This is a genomic window from Salinicoccus sp. Marseille-QA3875 (assembly GCF_054950095.1).
Genome location: NZ_CM143103.1, coordinates 2,525,302 through 2,544,054, shown reverse-complemented (window position 1 = coordinate 2,544,054; position 18,753 = coordinate 2,525,302). Strand labels below are relative to the sequence as shown.

Here is an 18,753-nt window from a genome sequence, read left to right as displayed (position 1 = left end):
TACAAGGAATACCCGTTATTTTTATTTACAGCCGGCGCACAGGCCGTACAGTTCAACTTTATGATTTGTGATTTCTACATCGTCAAGCTCACTCTGCCAGGTATCGACCGGACAATAATGTATCACTTTAGTATTGCCGCACTCTTCGCAGATGAAATGATGGTGATGATGATCTGAACACGAAATTTTAAACTGCATCTCACCTTCGAAGTTCGTATTTTCCAGCACTTCTATTTCCTTTAATGTGTAAAGGTTACGATAAATAGTATCGTAGCTCAAAGTTGGATAAATATCATGGAGCTGCTCCTGCACTTCTTTGGCACTTAAATAACGGTTTTCCTTCAAAAATAATTCGATCATCGTCATTCTTTTTTCGGTTATCTTTAAACCATGTTCTCTCAATTTCGTTTTATACTTCTTGAGTTCTGCTGCCATTTCTACTCACCCCTAATCGATTTAAAATGATTGTACCGAGCAAGATTAATATTGAAACTAGAACAATCGTACCGCCTGGTGAGATATTCAAGTGGAAACTTAGAAATAAACCGATGATCACAGCTATTTCACCGAATATCACACTGACGATCATCAGCTGTTTAAAGCTGGAAGTAATCCTCATCGCACTTGCCACCGGCAGTGTCATCAGTGCACTGACCAGTAATATACCGACAATGCGCATAGATGCACTGATTACCAGTGCAACAACAATGATGAAAGCGACATAAATCCATTTATTTATATTCATGACATTTGCATACTCTTCGTCAAAGGAGACCATGAATAATTCTTTATATAGAAAAAATATGAACAGGATGACTATTAATCCGATACTTGCAATCAACAGAAGATCGTTGATGCTTACAGCGCTGATACTGCCGAACAAATATCCAAAGAGATCCTGGTTGAAACCATCGGCCAGGGAAAGGAAAACAATTCCGACCGCTATGCCGAAACTCATTATAATCGGAATTGCCAGCTCTTCATAATGTTTATAGACGGATCTGAGCCTCTCTATCCCCAGCGCACCAAATATTGAAAAGATGATTCCCGTAATTAACGGGTTGATGGTGACTGCAAATATTGAGGACAGATAAACACCAAATGCAATTCCGCCCAGAGTAACGTGACTGAGGGCATCCGCGATCAAAGATAACCTTCTTATTACAATAAAAGTCCCGACCAATGGAGCAATCAGCCCGGCGATGACACCACTGATAAATGAATATCTTATGAATTCATATTCGAGCAAGGCCTGAATCATACACAGCACTCCCTATCGTGATCATGGCTGACGAGCTGCAGAGGGAAACCATAAATTTTAGAAAGTTCCGCCTCTCCGAGATTTTTGAATTCATGGTTGGTGCCATGAAAATGCAGATGACCGTTGAGGCAAGCAACTTCATTCGCATGATCTACCACCACTCCAATATCATGAGTAACCAAAAGTATTGTTACAGACTGCTCTTTCAGTTTTAAAAGTACCTCGTAAAATTCTTTGACATGCTGGCTGTCGATGCCGACTGTCGGCTCGTCCAGAACAAGTATGGAGGGCTGATTTATCAATGCCCTTGCAATGAATACACGCTGGGTCTGTCCACCGGATAACGAAGAGACATTCTTATTTTTCAAATCTACTATGTCCAACAGTTCCAATACTTCCTCAAGTCGTCTTTTATCATTTCCGGAAAATCTGTTGAACAGTCCTTTCTGCTTTGTCAGACCGCTTAAAATCACTTCGCTTACCGAAGCTGGGAAACCTTTCGCAAAGCTGTTCGATTTTTGGGATACATATCCAATTTCCTGCCAGCTTGCATATTTTTGATAGTTATCCCCTTTTATAAAAATTTCACCTTGCTGGGGCTTGATCACTCCCAAAATCAATTTGATCAATGTGGTTTTTCCCGAACCATTCGGGCCCACCAGAGCAACAAAATCACCTTTATCAATCTTTAAATTAATATTTTTCAGCGCCGGTGTATGTTCTAATTTATCTTTATAAGTATATGAAATGTTCTTTAATTCAAAGATTGGTTCAGACATTTATTTCGCTCCTTTAAAAATATAATCAATTTATTATAAAGTAATCATTACGATTTGTAAATAGGAATGATTACGAAAGAAAGCCACAGCATTTACTGTGGCTTACAACTATTCATCTTCAGCCATTAAAGGGTTAATGTCTGTAAGCAGGTTCGGATTGAATTTACCTTCTTTGATCATTTCGATTTCATGTTTATATGGCGCTTTTTTATTTTTCTTGTCGGTGCCGACAAATGGTGTTTCCAAAATCTTCGGTACATTTTTCAATTCTGGATGATTGATGATGTATGTCAATGTATCAAAGCCGATATGACCGAAACCGATGTTTTCATGCCGGTCTTTATGTGCACCGACCGGATTTTTCGAGTCATTCACATGCACAACTTTGATACGGTCCAGCCCGATAATATTATCGAATTGTTCCAGTACACCGTCAAAATCATTAACGATGTCATAACCTGCATCATGGACGTGACAAGTGTCAAAACAGACGCTCAGACGTTCGTTATTTTCCACGCCGTCAATAATTTGCGCCAGTTCCTCAAAGTTCCTGCCGATTTCAGTCCCTTTTCCAGCCATCGTTTCAAGTGCAATCTGCACTTCGTTATCGTTGCCGAATGTTTCATTCAAACCTTTTATAATGGATTCGATACCTTTATCCGCTCCTGCCCCCACATGGCTTCCCGGATGCAGGACAATCTGTTTGGACCCTAAATGTTCAGTACGCACAATTTCTTCCTGAAGGAACTCCACACCATGGTCGAAGACCCCGTCACGGACAGTATTAGCAATATTGATGATATAAGGCGCATGAACAACAATGTTTGATATCCCATGCTCTTTCATGTGTGCCTGACCTGCTTCAATATTCAGGTCTTCAATCTTTTTTCTTCTTGTATTCTGAGGAGCACCTGTATATATCATAAAAGTATTTGCTCCAAAGCCTGCAGCTGATTCACTTGCAGATTCCAACATTTTTTTACCGCTCATCGATACATGTGATCCTATTAACATAATACCATCCTTATTAACTTATTTTTTTCTTCTTTTTGATTTCGAATACTTGCGTCTCTCCTGCTGCTTAAGATCGTCGAGTTCTTTTGACATCTTCTTCTTGTACCCCGGCTTTACTTTTTTCGGTTTTCTTACTTTATAATTTAAATTCTGGGCCACATTTTTTTCGACTTTCTTTCTGCTGACACGGGAAGTTCTTGACTTGACAGGCTTCAATTCACCCTGCCTGACATCTTCATCTTCAAAATGATAGCCCTTCTTCTCAAGCTGGTCGATTAAATAATGCTCTTCAGGCGTATATATTGTTATCGCAACACCCTCGTATTGTCCACGTCCTACACGGCCGACTCTGTGAGTGAAGAACTCGATATCTTTAGGGATATCAAAGTTGATTACATGAGAAGCCCCGTCTATATCCAGCCCACGGGCGGCAAGATCACTTGCTATGACCCATTCATATTTCAATTCGCGTATATTTTTTATTTCTTTAGTTCTCTCACGCGGTTTCAAACCGCCATGAAATATACCAATGTTCATATTATGCTGTCTCAGGTAATCATACAAATCGTCTGCCCGTGCTTTTGAATTGGCAAAAATGATACCGATGTACGGATTGATCACTTCAGTCAACTCTTTGACTTTACCCATCTTATCTTCACCTTTGACAGGTACAAGTGAATATTTGATGGAAGCTTTATTTTTAGGCTGGTCAATGATGATCGTTTCGACATTGCCAATATATTTCTGAAGGAATTGCTGAAGTATTTCAGGAATTGTCGCTGAAAATACTAGAAATTGTGCTTCCTGCTGGAGAGTGTTTGCAAGTGTATCTATATCATTGAGGAAACCAAGATCAATCATCAGGTCGGCTTCATCGATGACGATGGTCCGGGTCTGATTGATTTTAAGAGAACCGTCTTTCATCAGCTCATTGATTCTTGTCGGTGTGCCGATGATGATCTGCGGAGATTTCTTAGCTTTTTCAGCATCTTTACTGAAATCGGTGCCGCCGATGAACAGATTTGTCTTGATATCTTTATAATTTCCAATCAGTTCATCAGTCATTTGAAACAGTTGGCTTGCAAGTTCTCTTGTGGGTGCTAGAATTATAGATTGAGTCGAGTGTTTATCGACATCGATATTTTCAAGTATCGGCAGGATGAATGCATGTGATTTTCCACTGCCGGTCTCACTCATTGCCACCACGTTCTCTCCCCTTTGGACTTTCGGAATGACCCTTTCCTGAACTAACGTCGGATGAGTGAAGTTTATCGATTTTATTGCATCGAGCATTTTATCATCAAAGTTAAATCGTTTAAATGCGTGACTCATAATATCACCTTTTCATTATTAAATTCGAATTCAATTATAACTGAAAAGTGCGGTACATGCTATAATGTAATTTCGGGCTTCATGATGATTTTAATTATAAACGATATTAGATATAATGATTATTGAGGAGGAATGGACTCTATGGATATTATAAAAATTACACCGAGAGGTTATTGTTATGGTGTTGTTGATGCTATGGTGATTGCAAGGAATGCAGCGATGGACAAATCACTGCCGAGACCATTATATATATTAGGAATGATCGTGCATAACAAACATGTGACAGATGCTTTTGAAGAGGATGGCATTGTAACATTGGATGGTCCCAACAGATTGGAAATATTAGAGGATATCAACGAAGGAACTGTAATCTTTACAGCTCATGGTGTCTCCCCTGAAGTGAAGAAACGTGCAAAAGAAAAAGGGCTGACTTGTATCGATGCGACTTGTCCTGACGTGCAGGTGACACATGACTTGATTCGCAGCAAAACAGAGAAAGGCTATGATGTCGTCTATATCGGTAAAAAAGGACACCCGGAACCGGAAGGTGCTGTTGGTGTAAATCCTGAACATGTGCATCTGATCGAGACGATGGATGACATCGAGGAGTTACCTGAAGTGCTGCATGACAGAAAACTTATTGTTACAAACCAGACGACTATGAGTCAGTGGGACGTCGGTCATCTGATGGACGAGCTTAAAGTTAAATATAAACACATTGAAGTGCAGCAGGAAATATGTATGGCAACACAAGTCCGTCAGGAAGCCGTTGCTGAACAGGCAGACCAGGCAGAGCTGCTTATTGTCGTAGGCGATCCGAAAAGCAACAACTCCAACAGGCTGACACAAGTTTCAAAAGAAATTGCACACACTAATGCATACAGAATCAGTTCATTAAGCGAATTGAAGACAGAATGGTTACATGGAATCGACTCAGTGGCTGTAACAGCGGGCGCTTCAACTCCGACGCCGATAGTAAGAGAAGTTATCGAGTATTTGAACGCGTACAATGAAGAACTCGCTGAAAAGCCTGTTTCAAGTGTACCAAAAGACAAGATACTTCCGAAAATCAGAAAACCGAAACCGGTTAAAATAATGGACTAAAAAAGAGAGCACTTATCCATCCGGATAAGTGCTCTCTTCATATTAAATATATTTTGTACGTATCCGCTGCGAAATATTTTCAACTACCAGCACAAGAATAAGTATGATGAGTATAATCATCAGAGCCTGATCAAAATTACGCAGAGACATTTGAGAACTCAGTTCAACTCCGATTCCCCCGGCGCCGACCAAGCCAAGCACTGTCGCCCCTCTTATTGATTTTTCAAGAGCATACAGGCTTGTACCTACAAATGACGGCGTGGCCTGAGGTAGAATTGCTCCTGTAATTACTCCAAAATATCCTGACCCTGTCGATTCCAGTGCTTCTTTCGGCTTTTTATCCAATTCATCGATTCTTTCAGAGAAAAATCTGGCGCAAAATCCGATGGTGTCCACTGTGATTGTCAGTATACCGGCGAACGGCCCGAGACCGACTGCGATTACAAACAACAGTGCCCATACAAGATCCGGAATTGTTCTCATCATGGTGACGGCACCTTTAGATATGGAACGGACCAAAGATATTGAGTTAGTCGACCTGGATGATAACAGAGCGATCGGAATGGACAGTATCACTCCGGCCAAAGTTCCAACCAAAGCCATTTCAAATGTTTCAATGATAGCGATTGTTATTGGACCAATACGGCTGAAATCAGGAGGAAAGGCCTGTGATATAAAATCACCGATATTCTGGACACCATTTATAATTCGTTCAAATGTAATATCAGCATTATTTATACCGGTCACTAAAAATGTCACGGTGATTAAAATTAGTACAAAAGACCATATAGACGGCATTTCATACCTTTTTGGAGGCTTTGGAGTCATAAGTTCTCGGCCTCCTCATTGAACTTGGTTAGGTTCTGATGTTCTTGTTCATTTTTCTTTTTTGAGTGTTCTTCGGTTTTAGAATCGCCGAATAGAACCCTTTCAAAATCTTCATCGATGACAGATACATCATTATCTAAAAACAGTTCCCCGTTTTTTAATGCAATCACACGTTCACCATATTTTTCCGCGACAGGCAGCTGGTGTAAGATCATAAGCAAAGTTATATTTCTTTCTTTAGCAATACCCGTAAGCAATTCCATCACTTCTCTGCCTGCTTTTGGGTCCAGACTGGCAATTGGTTCATCAGCTAAAATTATTTCAGGCTCCTGCATCAGCATTCTGGCAATCGCGACACGTTGCTTTTGTCCTCCAGACAACTGATCAGCCCTTCGTTTAGCCAAATGTACAAGACCCACCCTGTTAAGGGATTCCATTGCCCGCTCTCTCAGTGTCTGGCTTGCAAATATATTATATGTAGAAGGAGCAAATTTAACTTGACCTAAGGCTCCGAACAACACATTTTGAAAGACTGAGACATTTTCGACCAGTCCAAAATATTGGAAGACCATCCCTACTTTTTTTCTCGTTTCACGTAATCGGAGTTTGTTTCTAGGGTTTATTTCTTCATCTGATATTTTAACAGACCCTTCTGTAGCTTCTTCAAAACCGGCTATAGTACGGAAAAGGGTGGATTTCCCTGAACCATTATGTCCAAGGATAACCACCTTTTCCCCCTTTTTAATATTGAAAGAAACATTATTTAAAGCAACATCACTTTTATTAAAAACTTTAGTGAGTTCATCCACTTCAATGACGTTCATTCTACTCCTCGATCTCCAGGCCTAGAATTTCATAAGTTTCTCTCATGTTTGCATAGTCGTCATCAGATACTTCGATAATACCGCCGTCTTCGTATTTATCGTTATCTTCACTCGATAATATCGCATCTAATATCTCTTCTTCGTTTTCCATTAGAATATTATAAAATTCATCTTTAAATTCCTGGGGCAGAGTATCGTTCAGAATAAATGGATCTGCTGGAAGCGGTTCTCCTTCATATATAAGTCTGAATTCGTCCTCAAGCCCTTCTTCCTGGATTGTATGCCAATGTTTGACTCCGTCTGCCATTACATCGACTTCGCCACTTAATAGTGCTTCGAGTGATGCATCACCAAGTAATTCAATGTTAAAGTCGTTATCCAGGTCGTATCCTTCTTCTACCAATACACCACTTGGCCCGATATGCCCTGAAGTTGAGCCAGTGTCTTTCATTGCGATGGTTTCTCCCACTGCATCATCCAGATTTTCAATACCACTTTCTTCGCTTGCTATGAATACAACGTGGTAATGTCCATCAGCACGATGAACTCCGCCGGCAAGTTCGATTTCCGGCTTTGCCTCTTTTGAAAGGATATATTCTGACGGTCCCGAGAGTACGATATCTACCTGATCATACTCAAGTGCAGTTGAAGATACTGTTCTGTCCGATAATGCGAACAGTTCTACATCAGTATCCAACAGGTTTTCCATAGTCACTTCGAATTCTTCAAAACGCTGGATCAATTCTTCCTGGCCTTCCATGCCAGCTACAGCAAATGATACAGATTCCGGCCAATTCTCTCCGCGCTCCTCCTCTGCACTCTCTTCGCCGGCTACTGCATTGTCTTCTGTTTCTTCAGAAGTCTCTTCAGCTTCGGACGCACCGCCGCAGGCAGTTAAAGCGACTGCCACTAAAGAACTCATTAACAATAATAACCATTTTTTCATTATGTATCCTCCTAATATTGTAACTGTCATAAATACTAACACCAGTTTATTAACCTAATATTAGGAGGTTGTAAATTTATATGAGTATGATGTTAATTTAATGTTAAAAAAATTCTGGTCATTTGATTTTACTTTGAAATGGATTTGTATTCACTTTGCTTGAAACGACGTCTAAATCAATCTTTTTCCTGATTAAAGTTTCAAGTCCTTCTTTCATGAACATTTCAAGATAATGTCCTGCATCGATGACATTTCTCCCAAGAAGTTTTGCATCATATGCTTCGTGATACTTAACATCTCCTGTTATCAGAACATCGACACCTGCTTTGAAAGCTTCATTTGAGTAGCTCATGCCGGAGCCTCCGATGATTCCGACTGTCGAAATCTTTTCATCATTGCCCTTTACAACGTTGACAACAGGATAATCCATCTTATCTTCCAATAACTTGGTAAGATCATCCAAAGTACCTTCGTAACTGAATTTCACACCGAGTCCTTTATTAGGCACATTGTTGATTGTGAAAATATCAAACGCCGGTTCTTCATACGGATGAACTTTGAGCAATGCATCAATCACATCATCCTGCTGATCGGAATCAAAAACAGCTTCAACAATATATTCATCAACAATTTCCAGTTCATTGTTGGTACCAATATGAGGATTCGCATTTTCATTCGGTCTGAATTGACCTGTTATCGGATACTCAAAAAAGCATTCGCTGTAATCTCCCTGATTACCGACACCGCCTTCAGACAGATCTTTCTTCAATTTTTCTTTATCTTCTTTTGGTATATTCACTCTGAGTTTTTTCAGTTCATATTTTTTTGGTATCAAAATCTCAGTATCAGAAAAGCCCAGAGCTTCAGCTATCATGTGGCTGACACCGTTTGGCTGGTGATCCAAATTAGTATGCATCGTAATGAGGTTGATATCATTTCTGATCAGTTTTCGTATGATTCTACCGTAAAAATGATCGGTTATACTGTTCACTTTTGGAAATATGAGCGGATGATGTGAGACGATCGTATTTAAACCTTTATCAATTGCTTCTTCCACAGTGGCAAGTGAACAATCCAGCGCAGTCAATATACCTGTCACTTCAGCTTCATTGTCACCGACAAGAAGCCCGGTGTTGTCCCATTCCTCACTGTCTTTAAATGGAGCGATTTCATCCAATTGCTTCATCAGTTCATTAATTTTCATCGTTCAGCACCTCTTCCAGCATTTTTATTTTAGATTTTACTTCTCCTTTTTTACCGCTGCTTTTTTCACTGTTGATACCATTATATATACTGACCAAATGTTCATGTTCCCATTCTACTTTACTGATGAACTCATCATCACGGACAGACAAGTTTTCAGGACCGAAAGTCATTTCTTTCTCGGTTAAAGATATTTTATCTTCCGAATAATCACAGACGATCACTTCATAGTAACGTTTACCAAGTTTCAGGACTTTCTCATGTGTAATGGCGTAGTTTAAACCAGTGATTGTTTTCCTGATCGGATAAGTGAAATTATTCGCCTGTAGAATCAGCCGTGGGTAACCGGCTACATTGTCGTATCCCTCTTTTATTATGCTTGCAATCAATGGTCCGCCCATCCCGCATATTGTTATTGTATCCACCTTATCCTCTTTTGATAAAATCTTTAAACCATCTCCGAGTCTTCCCTCGATTTTATCAGACATATTATACACTTCAATATTCTTCAACGTGGAATGATAGGGCCCTTCCACCACTTCACCGCATATCGCAGTATTAACAATGTCATTCTGAATTGAATATATCGGGAGATAAGCATGATCCGAACCGATATCCACCATTTTATCTCCAATTATATAATTTGCAGCATATTTTAAACGCTCATCAATCATCTTTACCATCCTCTAAAATAAAAACCTCCACATCTGTGGAGGTTCCATTATCAATTATTGTTCTGAGAAAAATTCGTAAAGTGCAGTCATTTCCTCGTCGCTCACTTGACTTTCATCAAATGCAGGCATTGAACCTTGACCGTTTCTCACGATATCAGTGAATTCGTCTTCACCAAGGCTCGTGCCAGCAAGTGCCGGTCCCATACCTCCAGAAAAGTCTTCACCGTGACATGATGCACAGCTGTTTTGAGCAATGCCTTCTGCGTCTACGTCGCCAGATGATGCACCGTCTCCGCCTTCTTCTGAGCCTTCCTCGCCGCCACCTTCAGATCCTTCTTCAGTAGCAACTTCTTCTCCTTCTTCTTCCTGGTTCGCACCTTGTGAAGATAGTAAGAAGACAAGACCCACACCTAAAAAGATGATAAGTAAAAATGGTATAATTGGATTCTTATTCAAATGTTGACCCTCCCTTATATAAAAGCATATACAATTATAATTGTATATTAAAAATACATAATGTCAAAATGATTTTAGTTATAAAATTACACCTTTCATATCATCTTAATCCATAAAATCCTTTAACCTTTTACTTCTGCTTGGATGGCGCAGTTTTCTAAGTGCTTTGGCTTCGATTTGACGGATTCTTTCTCTAGTTACACCAAATACTTTTCCAACTTCTTCCAATGTTCGAGTGCGACCGTCATCCAGACCGAAACGCAGTCTAAGAACATTCTCTTCCCGATCGGTCAATGTATCAAGGACATCTTCCAATTGTTCTTTCAACAACTCGTATGCTGCGTGGTCGGAAGGGCTCTGTGCTTCCTGGTCTTCTATGAAGTCTCCAAGATGACTGTCATCTTCTTCACCGATAGGTGTTTCAAGTGATACAGGTTCCTGTGAAATCTTAAGGATTTCACGTACTTTTTCAGCAGGCAAATCCATTTCTTCACCGATCTCCTCAGGAATTGGTTCACGGCCCAGATCCTGCAGTAACTGACGCTGTATCCTTATAAGTTTATTGATCGTTTCCACCATATGCACAGGAATACGGATTGTTCTTGCCTGATCGGCGATTGCTCTCGTAATCGCCTGACGGATCCACCATGTAGCATAAGTGGAGAATTTGAATCCTTTTGTAAAGTCGAATTTCTCAACTGCTTTGATAAGACCCATGTTCCCTTCCTGGATCAGATCTAAAAACAGCATGCCGCGTCCTACATATCTTTTCGCTATACTGACAACAAGTCTTAAGTTCGCTTCAGCCAGTCTGCTTTTCGCAAAGTCATCGCCTTTTTCAATTCTTTTAGCAAGCTCGACTTCTTCTTTCGCACTCAGGAGATCTACACGCCCGATTTCTTTTAGATACATACGGACCGGATCGTTGATTTTCACTCCCGGCGGCGCACTCATATCATGCAGATTCAGTTTTGAGTCTGTATCTGTTGCATCTTTTTCATTTATTAATTGTATGTCATTTTCATTCAGTTCATCGAAGAATTCATCCATTGTATCGGCATCTAATTCGAAATTAGATAATTTGTCTGCAATTTCCTCATGTGATAAATGTCCTTCTTTTTTCCCTTTTTCAAGGAGTGCCTGTTTCACCTGTTCAACAGAAGTAAACAACTCTTCATCTTTTGTCTCAGTTGCTCCTACTTTATTTTCAGACATAAATGTACCTCCTAATTATATTGACTAACTTTTATATCTGCTGTTAATCTCCAACAATTGCTGCATTATACTGGCCTGCAGATCAATATCATTGTCCGCTTCGGCCTCAGCAAGTCGCGCAAATAATATTTTTTTCTCCCTGTTACTATTTCTTTTACCACTTAAGTCATTCAGGTAATCATCTATTTCATCCCGGGACACATCACTTTGAATCTTCAAATTATCAATATTAATTACAACTTCTAATAATTCATTCGGTATCTGTTGGATAAAGGATGATACTTCAAATGTATCATGGTCGTCAAAATAACTGCACAACCCTTTAAATATACCATAATATTGCTGTGAAGTTAATACTTCATCATCTATTAGATCTCTGCAATATTCGAACAGGCTTTTATCATTTATCAGTGCTTTTAAAAAATAACGTTCTTTTTTCTCACGGATGGAAAGTCTTTCTATCTGTTGTATACCACTTTCCCTTTTTACCGTAGTTCTAACAGGAAGTTTATTTTCTATTTGAGACTTTTCGATATCATATCTTTCACTGATATGCATTATGAGCCTGGATTTTATCGCACCATCGTTGACATACTTCAATGCATCGATCAATGTGCCTAAGTTTTGAGAGTACGCCAGGTCATTATGCATACTTTCATTTAAAAGTTTCTCGGATAAAAAGTGTACATAGTGGCGTTTTTCATTTTTAACGAGGTTGCGGAAAGCCTCTTCTCCATTTTCAACGATAAACTCATCAGGATCCATGCCCCGCGGCAACTGGATGACAAATGTGTTCAGTCCATGCTTGAGGAGCTGTTCACCGATACTCATCGTTGCGGTGGCACCGGCGTTATCACCATCGAACATCAGGGTTACGTTCGTCGCCAGCCTGTCCAGAAGATTTATATTTTCATCACTTAAAGCAGTCCCCATCAGTCCTACAATGTTTTCAACATTGACCGATTTCACTTTTAGAACATCGAGATGCCCTTCCATCAGTATGACTTCGTCCTGCTGTCTGATCGATTTCCTGGCGTCACTCAAATTGAATAATAAATGACGTTTTTGAAAAACTTTGGTTTCCGGTGTGTTCAAATACTTTGGTTCAGAGCCGTCTATGCTCCTTGCGGTAAACCCTATGACATAATCCTGATGGTTTTTAATCGGAATCATGATACGGTTAACGAACCGGTCATAATATGAAAAGTTTTCTTCATTACGTGAAAGCAGACCTGCACTGAATGCCGCTTCTTCCGTAAACCCTTTTTCAAGAATTGCGTTTTTAGTGAATGATGACATTTTTGGAGCGAGCCCTATTTTTTCTTTTTTAATAATGTCACTTGTAAATCCTCTTTCGATTAAATAGCTTAATGCTGCTTCACCTTCATTTGTGTGAATCAATATGTGGTGGAAAAGATCTGTGATATGCTCATGCATTTTGATGAACTGCATATCATTATCATCCACTCTGCTTTCATTTGCTGCAATTTCGACTCCAAGCGGCTTCCCAAGTCTTTTCACAGATTCAGAGAAGGATATATTTTCAATTTCCATCAGGAACTGAAAGACATTGCCACCCTTTTTACAGCCGAAACAGTGACAAATCTGCTTTTCGGGACTCACACTGAAGGACGGGGTTTTTTCATTGTGAAAAGGGCAAAGACCGACGTAGTTTCGCCCGCGTTTCTCAAGTTTTATGTACCCGGAAACGAGCTCTGTAATGTCGGTCCTGTCTTTTACATGTTCAATTGTCTGCTGTGGGATATTCACACTTATCACCCTTTAATATCTATTTTACCATCTACATACTTCATGATTTCATTTGCTGTTTCTTCAATGGCTTTTTCAGATACATCAATCACAGGACAACCTATTTTTTCTATAATTATGTCAAAGTATTCCAGCTCTTCTTGAATCCTTTCATTTTTTGCATAGCTTGCTGTATCTTTCAGTCCGAGCTGAGTCAGTCTCTCTTTTCTGATTTTATTCAGTGAAGAGGATTTTATTCTCAATCCTATACATTTGGAGGCCGGAATTTCAAACAGTTCTTTCGGAGGTGTCACCTCAGGAACCAGAGGCATGTTCATGACCTTGTACTTTTTAAGCGCCAAAAATTGTGATAATGGTGTTTTAGACGTTCTTGAAACGCCGATTAGTACAATATCAGCCTTGTTGAGTCCGCTCGCATCTTTGCCGTCATCATATTTGACCGCAAATTCTATAGCTTCGATTTTTTTGAAATAATCCTCGTCGAGCTTATGGACGCGGCCCGGTTCGTAATACGGTGTTTCTTCAGTCTTTCCTTCAAGTATTGACATCAGGGGTCCCATCACATCGACCGAAGGTATGTTTTCTTTTCTGAGTTCTTCTTTAATATAATTTCTGAATTTAGGGGTGATAATCGTATAAACGACGATTGCTCCTTTACTCTTTGCGAGATCCACTACATCATCCACGTTATCTTCAGAGTCAATATACGGGTACCTTATTAACACATCCGATGTACTGTCTATATCAAATTGTGCCAGAGATGCTTTAGCTACAAGCTCCCCGGTTTCACCTACAGAATCAGATGCTATGATTACTTTTATGTTAGACATCCAGACACTCCTTATTCCATTAGATTAACAAATACTTTTGTAATATTTGTTTTCGTTATACGCCCGATGACTATATCTTTATCGGCCTCTTTGTCTATTACAGGTATCGAATCAATCTGCTTCTCTATGAGCTGATTCGCTGCATAAATCAATAGATCGTTTGGATAGCATGTAGTGATATGCGGCTTTCTCGTCATGATGATACTGACAGGTGTGCGTTCTATATCGTTTTTACCCATCGTACCTTTTAGCAGATCTTTTCTTGAAATGACTCCGACAAGATCCCTGTCGTCATCTATTGCATACAATGTACCCACATCTTCCAGGAACATCTTTACAATCGCTTCGTAGATGGATGTATCCTCTTTTATCAATATCGGCAAACTTTGGACATCCCTGACTAAAATATTTCTGATTTTATTAGTCAATACTTCAGCCGGTTCTTTGCCGGTATAAAAATATCCGACCCGCGGACGGGCATCCAGATAACCACTCATAGTCAAAATTGCAAGGTCCGGTCTTAATGTCGCTCTAGTCAAAGACAGCTGTTCTGCAATCTTGCTGCCGGTTATCGGTCCATGCTGTTTTACAATCTTCAGTATCTTTTCCTGCCTGCTGTTCAGTTCCATGGCCTCACTCCCAATAATAATAATTATAATACATCTGATAAGATAAAGAAATACAATGAAACATTTGCACTTTCAAATTACATTTTATATAATGAGACTTAAGCGAGTTAAGGACGGTGTGAGCTTAACATGTTAAATGGCATATAAAATATTAAAAGATGACTATATTAAAAGTTGAGTGGAAACACTAATTTGGGTGGAACCGCGGGTATAGACCCGTCCCAGGATAGCTGAGCTATCCTGGGACTTTTTATATGCCGAAACAAATTATTTAAAGGAGTGTTTTATTATGGATATGGACAAGATTGTAAATTTATCAAAGGCAAGAGGATTTGTATTTCCGGGCAGTGAGATTTACGGCGGTCTGGCAAATACATGGGATTATGGACCGCTTGGTATTGAACTTAAAAATAACGTCAAAGCAGCATGGTGGAAAAAATTCATCCAGGAATCACCTTATAACGTAGGTGTCGACGCAGCGATTTTGATGAACCCGAAAACTTGGGAAGCATCAGGCCATTTAAACAACTTCAATGATCCGATGATCGACTGTAAAGAATGTAAGAGCCGTCACCGTGCAGATAAACTCATTGAAAACATCCTTCAAAAAGAAGACGACACTTTTGTTGCGGATGGTTTGAGCTTCGACGAAATGAAGAACATCATCGAAGAACGCAATATCGCGTGTCCAAATTGCGGTGCTCAGAATTACACTGAAATCCGTCAGTTCAACTTGATGTTTAAAACATTCCAGGGTGTAACAGAATCATCAACAAACGAAATTTTCCTCAGACCGGAAACTGCTCAGGGTATTTTCGTAAACTATAAAAACGTCCAAAGAACGATGCGCAAAAAATTGCCGTTCGGCATCGGTATGATCGGTAAATCATTCCGTAACGAGATTACTCCGGGGAACTTTATTTTCAGAACAAGAGAATTCGAACAGATGGAACTTGAATTCTTCTGTAAACCGGGTACGGAAGTGGAATGGCAGAAATACTGGAAAGATTTCGCTCAGAACTGGCTTTTGAACTTAGGTCTTGCAGAAGATAACCTGCGCATGCGTGACCACGATGAAGATGAACTATCCCACTACTCCAATGCAACAACAGACATCGAATTCAAATTCCCATTCGGCTGGGGTGAATTATGGGGTATTGCGAGCCGTACAAACTTTGATCTTAAACAGCATATGGAACATTCAGGAGAAGATCTCACTTATCATGACCAGGAAACAGGAGAGAAATTCATCCCGTTTGTCATTGAACCTGCTTTAGGTCTTGACCGGGTGACACTTGCTTTCATGAGCGATGCCTACGACGAAGAAGAGCTTGAAAACGGTGACTCAAGAACTGTCATGAGATTCCATCCGAGCCTGGCACCATTCAAAGCTGCAGTATTGCCGTTGTCCAAAAAGTTAAGTGACGATGCATTTAAAGTGTATGAAAAACTTGCCCCTGACTTCAATATCGAGTTTGACGAATCACAGTCGATCGGTAAGAGATACCGCCGTCAGGACGAAATCGGCACACCATACTGCATCACTTTCGACTTTGATTCATTGGAAGACAACATGGTGACAGTACGTGAGAGAGACACGATGGAACAGAAGAGAATGCCTATTGACGAAGTGAATAGCTTCTTAAAAGAGAGAATTAAATTCTAATGGAAACATATCATATAAAAACAGGTACCTGGATTCTTTTTAAAATCCGGATACCCGTTTTTTTTATTTGTAATTCTGAATTTATGATTTATGTTTTGTCAAATGTTACTGAATTTCGATCTTATGCATGTAATCAATCTTGTATATCTTTTACAAGTTTTCTCGCTTTAAAGTAGACACCTGCGTATTCATCATAGAGCATTTCTATAAAGTTAAGCAGTGCTCTGCCATTTTCAGGACTGGTTTTGACGGAATTGATCAAATCCAGTTTGACGTTTTTCATATATGCTGCGAGGTAAATGCTCCTGTTGCCGATATTTACCGCTCGTTCGAGTGTGTCCTCATTCGCACAATGATCACAGATGACACTGTGGTACATGAATGAATAATGGCTGAAAGTATTGTAGTCTCTGCTTCCGCAAAGTGCACATTCATCAACATTGATTTCAATGCCGTATTGCGGCATCAATTTGATTGCAGCCAGTGCTGTAACTGCATTTTTCTCATTTTCTTCCTTCTTTTCGAGCAGTCTGAAACATTTCATCAGAAGTTCGAAGTTTTTAGGTGTGACATCTTCATCAGTCAATATTCTCGTGACGAACTCCATTATATAACTGCCGTATGCAAATAAATCAAAATCATTGTTGATGCCTTTAAAATGTGAGATGACATCGACTTCGTTCAGAGTGCCCATGCCTTTAAACCGGTTATAAGTAAATAATGCTTCTTTGAACCCCTGCCTTAAAACGATAAACGGGCTTTTGGTCTTATTGAACCCCCGGGCCATCAGGGGGACCATGACACCATCTTCATTTAAAATAGTAATGATCCGGCTGGACTCACTGTAGTTTGTCTGCCGGATCATGATGCCTTTTTGCTGGTATATCATTTCATCACCTAGTATTCATCATCTTTATATCCAAGTGATCTTATAAAGTTGGATTTGTTGCGCCAGTCTTTTTGCACTTTCACCCAAAGTTCAAGATAGACTTTGTTTCCGAGTAAATTCTCTATATCGGCTCTGGCCAGTTTTCCCACTTCTTTCAACATCTTTCCGCCTTTGCCGATCACCATGCCTTTTTGAGATTCACGTTCAACATAGATGACTGCCTGAACATGGATTTTCTCACCTTTATCAGCTTTCATCTTTTCAACTTCAACACCGATGGCATGAGGGATTTCCTGACTTGTCAGATGCAGGGCCTTTTCACGGATGAGTTCACTGACTATAAAGTGTTCCGGGTGGTCGGTGACCCTGTCTTCAGGGTAGTACATCGGGCCTTCCGGCAGATATTTCTTTATTATATCCAGAAGCGTTTCCACATTATTCCCCTGCAGTGCAGAAATAGGCACGACATCACTGAATTCCAGTTTGTCCTTGTAGACATCTATCTGTTTCAGCAGATCATCAGGATGTACAAGGTCTATTTTATTCAGTACAAGAACAATCGGCGTTCTTGTATTCTTCAGCATCTCAATGATGAACTCATCACCTCTGCCGATTTCCTCAGAAGCATTGATGATGAATAGGATCACTTCAGTCTCTTTTAATGTGTTTCTTGCAACCTTCATCATATGCTCTCCGAGCTGATGTTTTGGTTTGTGAATGCCTGGTGTATCAATGAATATCATCTGGGAATCATCGGTCGTGTATACACCCTGTATCTTATTCCGGGTTGTTTGAGGTTTATCGGACATGATCGCTATCTTCTGTCCAAGCACTTTATTCATAAATGTAGATTTCCCCACATTCGGCCGGCCGATAATACTGATAAAACCGGATTTAAAATTATTTTCTGACATTACTCCATATCCTTCCCTGAAAAACCGAGTGGTAATAAATCATCTACAGTACGCTTGATCACTTCTCCAGACTTACTTGTTAAATAAACAGGCATATCATCATCACACAGCTCTTTCATCACCTGACGGCAGACACCGCATGGGCTCGCCGGCCAGTCTGCATCTGTGACGACGACAAGTGCTTTAAACTTAGTGATATTATTTGAATAAGCACTCACCAATGCACTGCGTTCAGCACATATGGATGCGGGATATGCAGCATTTTCTATATTTGCCCCGTAAATGTATTCATCATCTTCAGTAACCAGCAAAGCGCCGACATTAAATTTTGAATACGGTGTATAAGCACGGCTCTGTGCTTCAGTCACTTCTTTTAACCATTCATCTTTAAAAATTCCATCGTTCATATATGTCACACT

20 protein-coding genes are annotated in these 18,753 nt (G+C 39.9%); 2 read left to right on the top strand and 18 right to left on the bottom strand.

Annotation, left to right across the window (positions count from 1 at the left end):
* Positions 1-21 precede the first annotated feature (21 nt).
* From ACY8DT_RS12910 to ACY8DT_RS12890, 5 genes are all read right to left on the bottom strand, one after another.
* A complete protein-coding gene (locus tag ACY8DT_RS12910; RefSeq protein ID WP_462420721.1) occupies positions 22-435 on the bottom strand; it encodes a Fur family transcriptional regulator in 414 nt (137 codons plus the stop codon).
* The gene (locus ACY8DT_RS12905; protein ID WP_462420720.1) at positions 410-1,261 is read right to left on the bottom strand and encodes a metal ABC transporter permease; all 852 of its coding nucleotides are present in this window, start codon (positions 1,259-1,261) and stop codon (positions 410-412) included. Before ACY8DT_RS12905 ends, ACY8DT_RS12910 begins: the two co-directional genes overlap by 26 nt.
* The gene (locus ACY8DT_RS12900) at positions 1,258-2,040 is read right to left on the bottom strand and encodes a metal ABC transporter ATP-binding protein (RefSeq protein ID WP_462420719.1); all 783 of its coding nucleotides are present in this window, start codon (positions 2,038-2,040) and stop codon (positions 1,258-1,260) included. Before ACY8DT_RS12900 ends, ACY8DT_RS12905 begins: the two co-directional genes overlap by 4 nt.
* Before the next feature lie 108 nt (positions 2,041-2,148).
* Positions 2,149-3,054 (bottom strand): deoxyribonuclease IV, encoded by a 906-nt coding sequence (locus tag ACY8DT_RS12895; protein WP_462420718.1) that lies wholly within the window; start codon positions 3,052-3,054, stop codon positions 2,149-2,151.
* An 18-nt stretch (positions 3,055-3,072) separates the two neighbouring features.
* A complete protein-coding gene (locus tag ACY8DT_RS12890) occupies positions 3,073-4,386 on the bottom strand; it encodes a DEAD/DEAH box helicase (RefSeq protein WP_462420717.1) in 1,314 nt (437 codons plus the stop codon).
* Between the two features lie 141 nt (positions 4,387-4,527).
* Between ACY8DT_RS12890 and ACY8DT_RS12885 the strand changes: the two genes are divergently transcribed.
* On the top strand, positions 4,528-5,490 hold the full coding sequence (locus ACY8DT_RS12885) for a 4-hydroxy-3-methylbut-2-enyl diphosphate reductase (RefSeq protein ID WP_462420716.1): 963 nt from the start codon (positions 4,528-4,530) through the stop codon (positions 5,488-5,490).
* 42 nt (positions 5,491-5,532) lie between these two features.
* Here the strand turns inward: ACY8DT_RS12885 and phnE are convergent, their stop codons facing one another.
* The 10 genes from phnE to ccpN form a co-directional block, all read right to left on the bottom strand.
* A complete protein-coding gene (gene phnE, locus ACY8DT_RS12880) occupies positions 5,533-6,318 on the bottom strand; it encodes a phosphonate ABC transporter, permease protein PhnE (RefSeq protein WP_462420715.1) in 786 nt (261 codons plus the stop codon).
* Entirely contained in the window at positions 6,315-7,142 is an 828-nt protein-coding gene (gene phnC, locus ACY8DT_RS12875; RefSeq protein ID WP_462420714.1) for a phosphonate ABC transporter ATP-binding protein, read from the bottom strand. Before phnC ends, phnE begins: the two co-directional genes overlap by 4 nt.
* A 1-nt stretch (position 7,143) precedes the next feature.
* Complete coding sequence (gene phnD / locus ACY8DT_RS12870) at positions 7,144-8,088, bottom strand: phosphate/phosphite/phosphonate ABC transporter substrate-binding protein (protein ID WP_462420713.1); 945 nt, start codon at positions 8,086-8,088, stop codon at positions 7,144-7,146.
* A gap of 118 nt (positions 8,089-8,206) precedes the next feature.
* The gene (locus ACY8DT_RS12865) at positions 8,207-9,292 is read right to left on the bottom strand and encodes a Nif3-like dinuclear metal center hexameric protein (RefSeq protein ID WP_462420712.1); all 1,086 of its coding nucleotides are present in this window, start codon (positions 9,290-9,292) and stop codon (positions 8,207-8,209) included.
* Positions 9,282-9,965, bottom strand: a complete 684-nt coding sequence (locus ACY8DT_RS12860; RefSeq protein WP_462420711.1) for a tRNA (adenine(22)-N(1))-methyltransferase — start codon at positions 9,963-9,965, stop codon at positions 9,282-9,284. The genes ACY8DT_RS12865 and ACY8DT_RS12860 overlap by 11 nt, the downstream gene beginning before the upstream one ends.
* A gap of 54 nt (positions 9,966-10,019) precedes the next feature.
* Positions 10,020-10,421: a c-type cytochrome gene (locus ACY8DT_RS12855; protein WP_462420710.1), complete on the bottom strand. Its 402-nt coding sequence runs from the start codon at positions 10,419-10,421 to the stop codon at positions 10,020-10,022.
* Between the two features lie 105 nt (positions 10,422-10,526).
* The gene (gene rpoD, locus ACY8DT_RS12850; protein WP_462420709.1) at positions 10,527-11,636 is read right to left on the bottom strand and encodes an RNA polymerase sigma factor RpoD; all 1,110 of its coding nucleotides are present in this window, start codon (positions 11,634-11,636) and stop codon (positions 10,527-10,529) included.
* A 24-nt stretch (positions 11,637-11,660) separates the two neighbouring features.
* Positions 11,661-13,406, bottom strand: coding sequence for a DNA primase (dnaG, locus tag ACY8DT_RS12845; protein WP_462420708.1), 1,746 nt, complete (start codon positions 13,404-13,406; stop codon positions 11,661-11,663).
* A 5-nt stretch (positions 13,407-13,411) separates the two neighbouring features.
* Positions 13,412-14,236, bottom strand: a complete 825-nt coding sequence (locus ACY8DT_RS12840) for a pyruvate, water dikinase regulatory protein (RefSeq protein WP_462420707.1) — start codon at positions 14,234-14,236, stop codon at positions 13,412-13,414.
* A gap of 11 nt (positions 14,237-14,247) precedes the next feature.
* Positions 14,248-14,865: a transcriptional regulator CcpN gene (gene ccpN / locus ACY8DT_RS12835; protein WP_462420706.1), complete on the bottom strand. Its 618-nt coding sequence runs from the start codon at positions 14,863-14,865 to the stop codon at positions 14,248-14,250.
* 289 nt (positions 14,866-15,154) lie between these two features.
* Between ccpN and ACY8DT_RS12830 the strand changes: the two genes are divergently transcribed.
* Entirely contained in the window at positions 15,155-16,531 is a 1,377-nt protein-coding gene (locus tag ACY8DT_RS12830) for a glycine--tRNA ligase (protein WP_462420705.1), read from the top strand.
* Positions 16,532-16,664: 133 nt separating this feature from the next.
* On the opposite strand, the gene recO is transcribed toward ACY8DT_RS12830, so the two are convergent.
* From recO to cdd, 3 genes are read right to left on the bottom strand one after another with little or no spacing between them, the layout of a single operon-like run.
* Positions 16,665-17,420, bottom strand: a complete 756-nt coding sequence (gene recO / locus ACY8DT_RS12825; RefSeq protein WP_462420704.1) for a DNA repair protein RecO — start codon at positions 17,418-17,420, stop codon at positions 16,665-16,667.
* A gap of 8 nt (positions 17,421-17,428) precedes the next feature.
* Positions 17,429-18,334 carry a GTPase Era gene (gene era, locus ACY8DT_RS12820; RefSeq protein ID WP_462420703.1) on the bottom strand — a complete coding sequence of 302 codons (906 nt, stop codon included), beginning with the start codon at positions 18,332-18,334 and terminating at the stop codon, positions 17,429-17,431.
* The gene (cdd, locus tag ACY8DT_RS12815) at positions 18,334-18,741 is read right to left on the bottom strand and encodes a cytidine deaminase (RefSeq protein ID WP_462420702.1); all 408 of its coding nucleotides are present in this window, start codon (positions 18,739-18,741) and stop codon (positions 18,334-18,336) included. Before cdd ends, era begins: the two co-directional genes overlap by 1 nt.
* Positions 18,742-18,753 lie beyond the last annotated feature (12 nt).

Bases quoted from the DNA above. Each gene is read 5' to 3' on its own strand.
- ACY8DT_RS12910 (WP_462420721.1), bottom strand. From the start codon at position 435: ATGGCAGCAGAACTCAAGAAGTATAAAACGAAATTGAGAGAACATGGT.
- ACY8DT_RS12905 (WP_462420720.1), bottom strand. From the start codon at position 1,261: ATGATTCAGGCCTTGCTCGAATATGAATTCATAAGATATTCATTTATC.
- ACY8DT_RS12900 (WP_462420719.1), bottom strand. From the start codon at position 2,040: ATGTCTGAACCAATCTTTGAATTAAAGAACATTTCATATACTTATAAA.
- ACY8DT_RS12895 (WP_462420718.1), bottom strand. From the start codon at position 3,054: ATGTTAATAGGATCACATGTATCGATGAGCGGTAAAAAAATGTTGGAA.
- ACY8DT_RS12890 (WP_462420717.1), bottom strand. From the start codon at position 4,386: ATGAGTCACGCATTTAAACGATTTAACTTTGATGATAAAATGCTCGAT.
- ACY8DT_RS12885 (WP_462420716.1), top strand. From the start codon at position 4,528: ATGGATATTATAAAAATTACACCGAGAGGTTATTGTTATGGTGTTGTT.
- phnE (WP_462420715.1), bottom strand. From the start codon at position 6,318: ATGACTCCAAAGCCTCCAAAAAGGTATGAAATGCCGTCTATATGGTCT.
- phnC (WP_462420714.1), bottom strand. From the start codon at position 7,142: ATGAACGTCATTGAAGTGGATGAACTCACTAAAGTTTTTAATAAAAGT.
- phnD (WP_462420713.1), bottom strand. From the start codon at position 8,088: ATGAAAAAATGGTTATTATTGTTAATGAGTTCTTTAGTGGCAGTCGCT.
- ACY8DT_RS12865 (WP_462420712.1), bottom strand. From the start codon at position 9,292: ATGAAAATTAATGAACTGATGAAGCAATTGGATGAAATCGCTCCATTT.
- ACY8DT_RS12860 (WP_462420711.1), bottom strand. From the start codon at position 9,965: ATGATTGATGAGCGTTTAAAATATGCTGCAAATTATATAATTGGAGAT.
- rpoD (WP_462420709.1), bottom strand. From the start codon at position 11,636: ATGTCTGAAAATAAAGTAGGAGCAACTGAGACAAAAGATGAAGAGTTG.
- ACY8DT_RS12840 (WP_462420707.1), bottom strand. From the start codon at position 14,236: ATGTCTAACATAAAAGTAATCATAGCATCTGATTCTGTAGGTGAAACC.
- ccpN (WP_462420706.1), bottom strand. From the start codon at position 14,865: ATGGAACTGAACAGCAGGCAGGAAAAGATACTGAAGATTGTAAAACAG.
- ACY8DT_RS12830 (WP_462420705.1), top strand. From the start codon at position 15,155: ATGGATATGGACAAGATTGTAAATTTATCAAAGGCAAGAGGATTTGTA.
- recO (WP_462420704.1), bottom strand. From the start codon at position 17,420: ATGATATACCAGCAAAAAGGCATCATGATCCGGCAGACAAACTACAGT.
- era (WP_462420703.1), bottom strand. From the start codon at position 18,334: ATGTCAGAAAATAATTTTAAATCCGGTTTTATCAGTATTATCGGCCGG.
- cdd (WP_462420702.1), bottom strand. From the start codon at position 18,741: ATGAACGATGGAATTTTTAAAGATGAATGGTTAAAAGAAGTGACTGAA.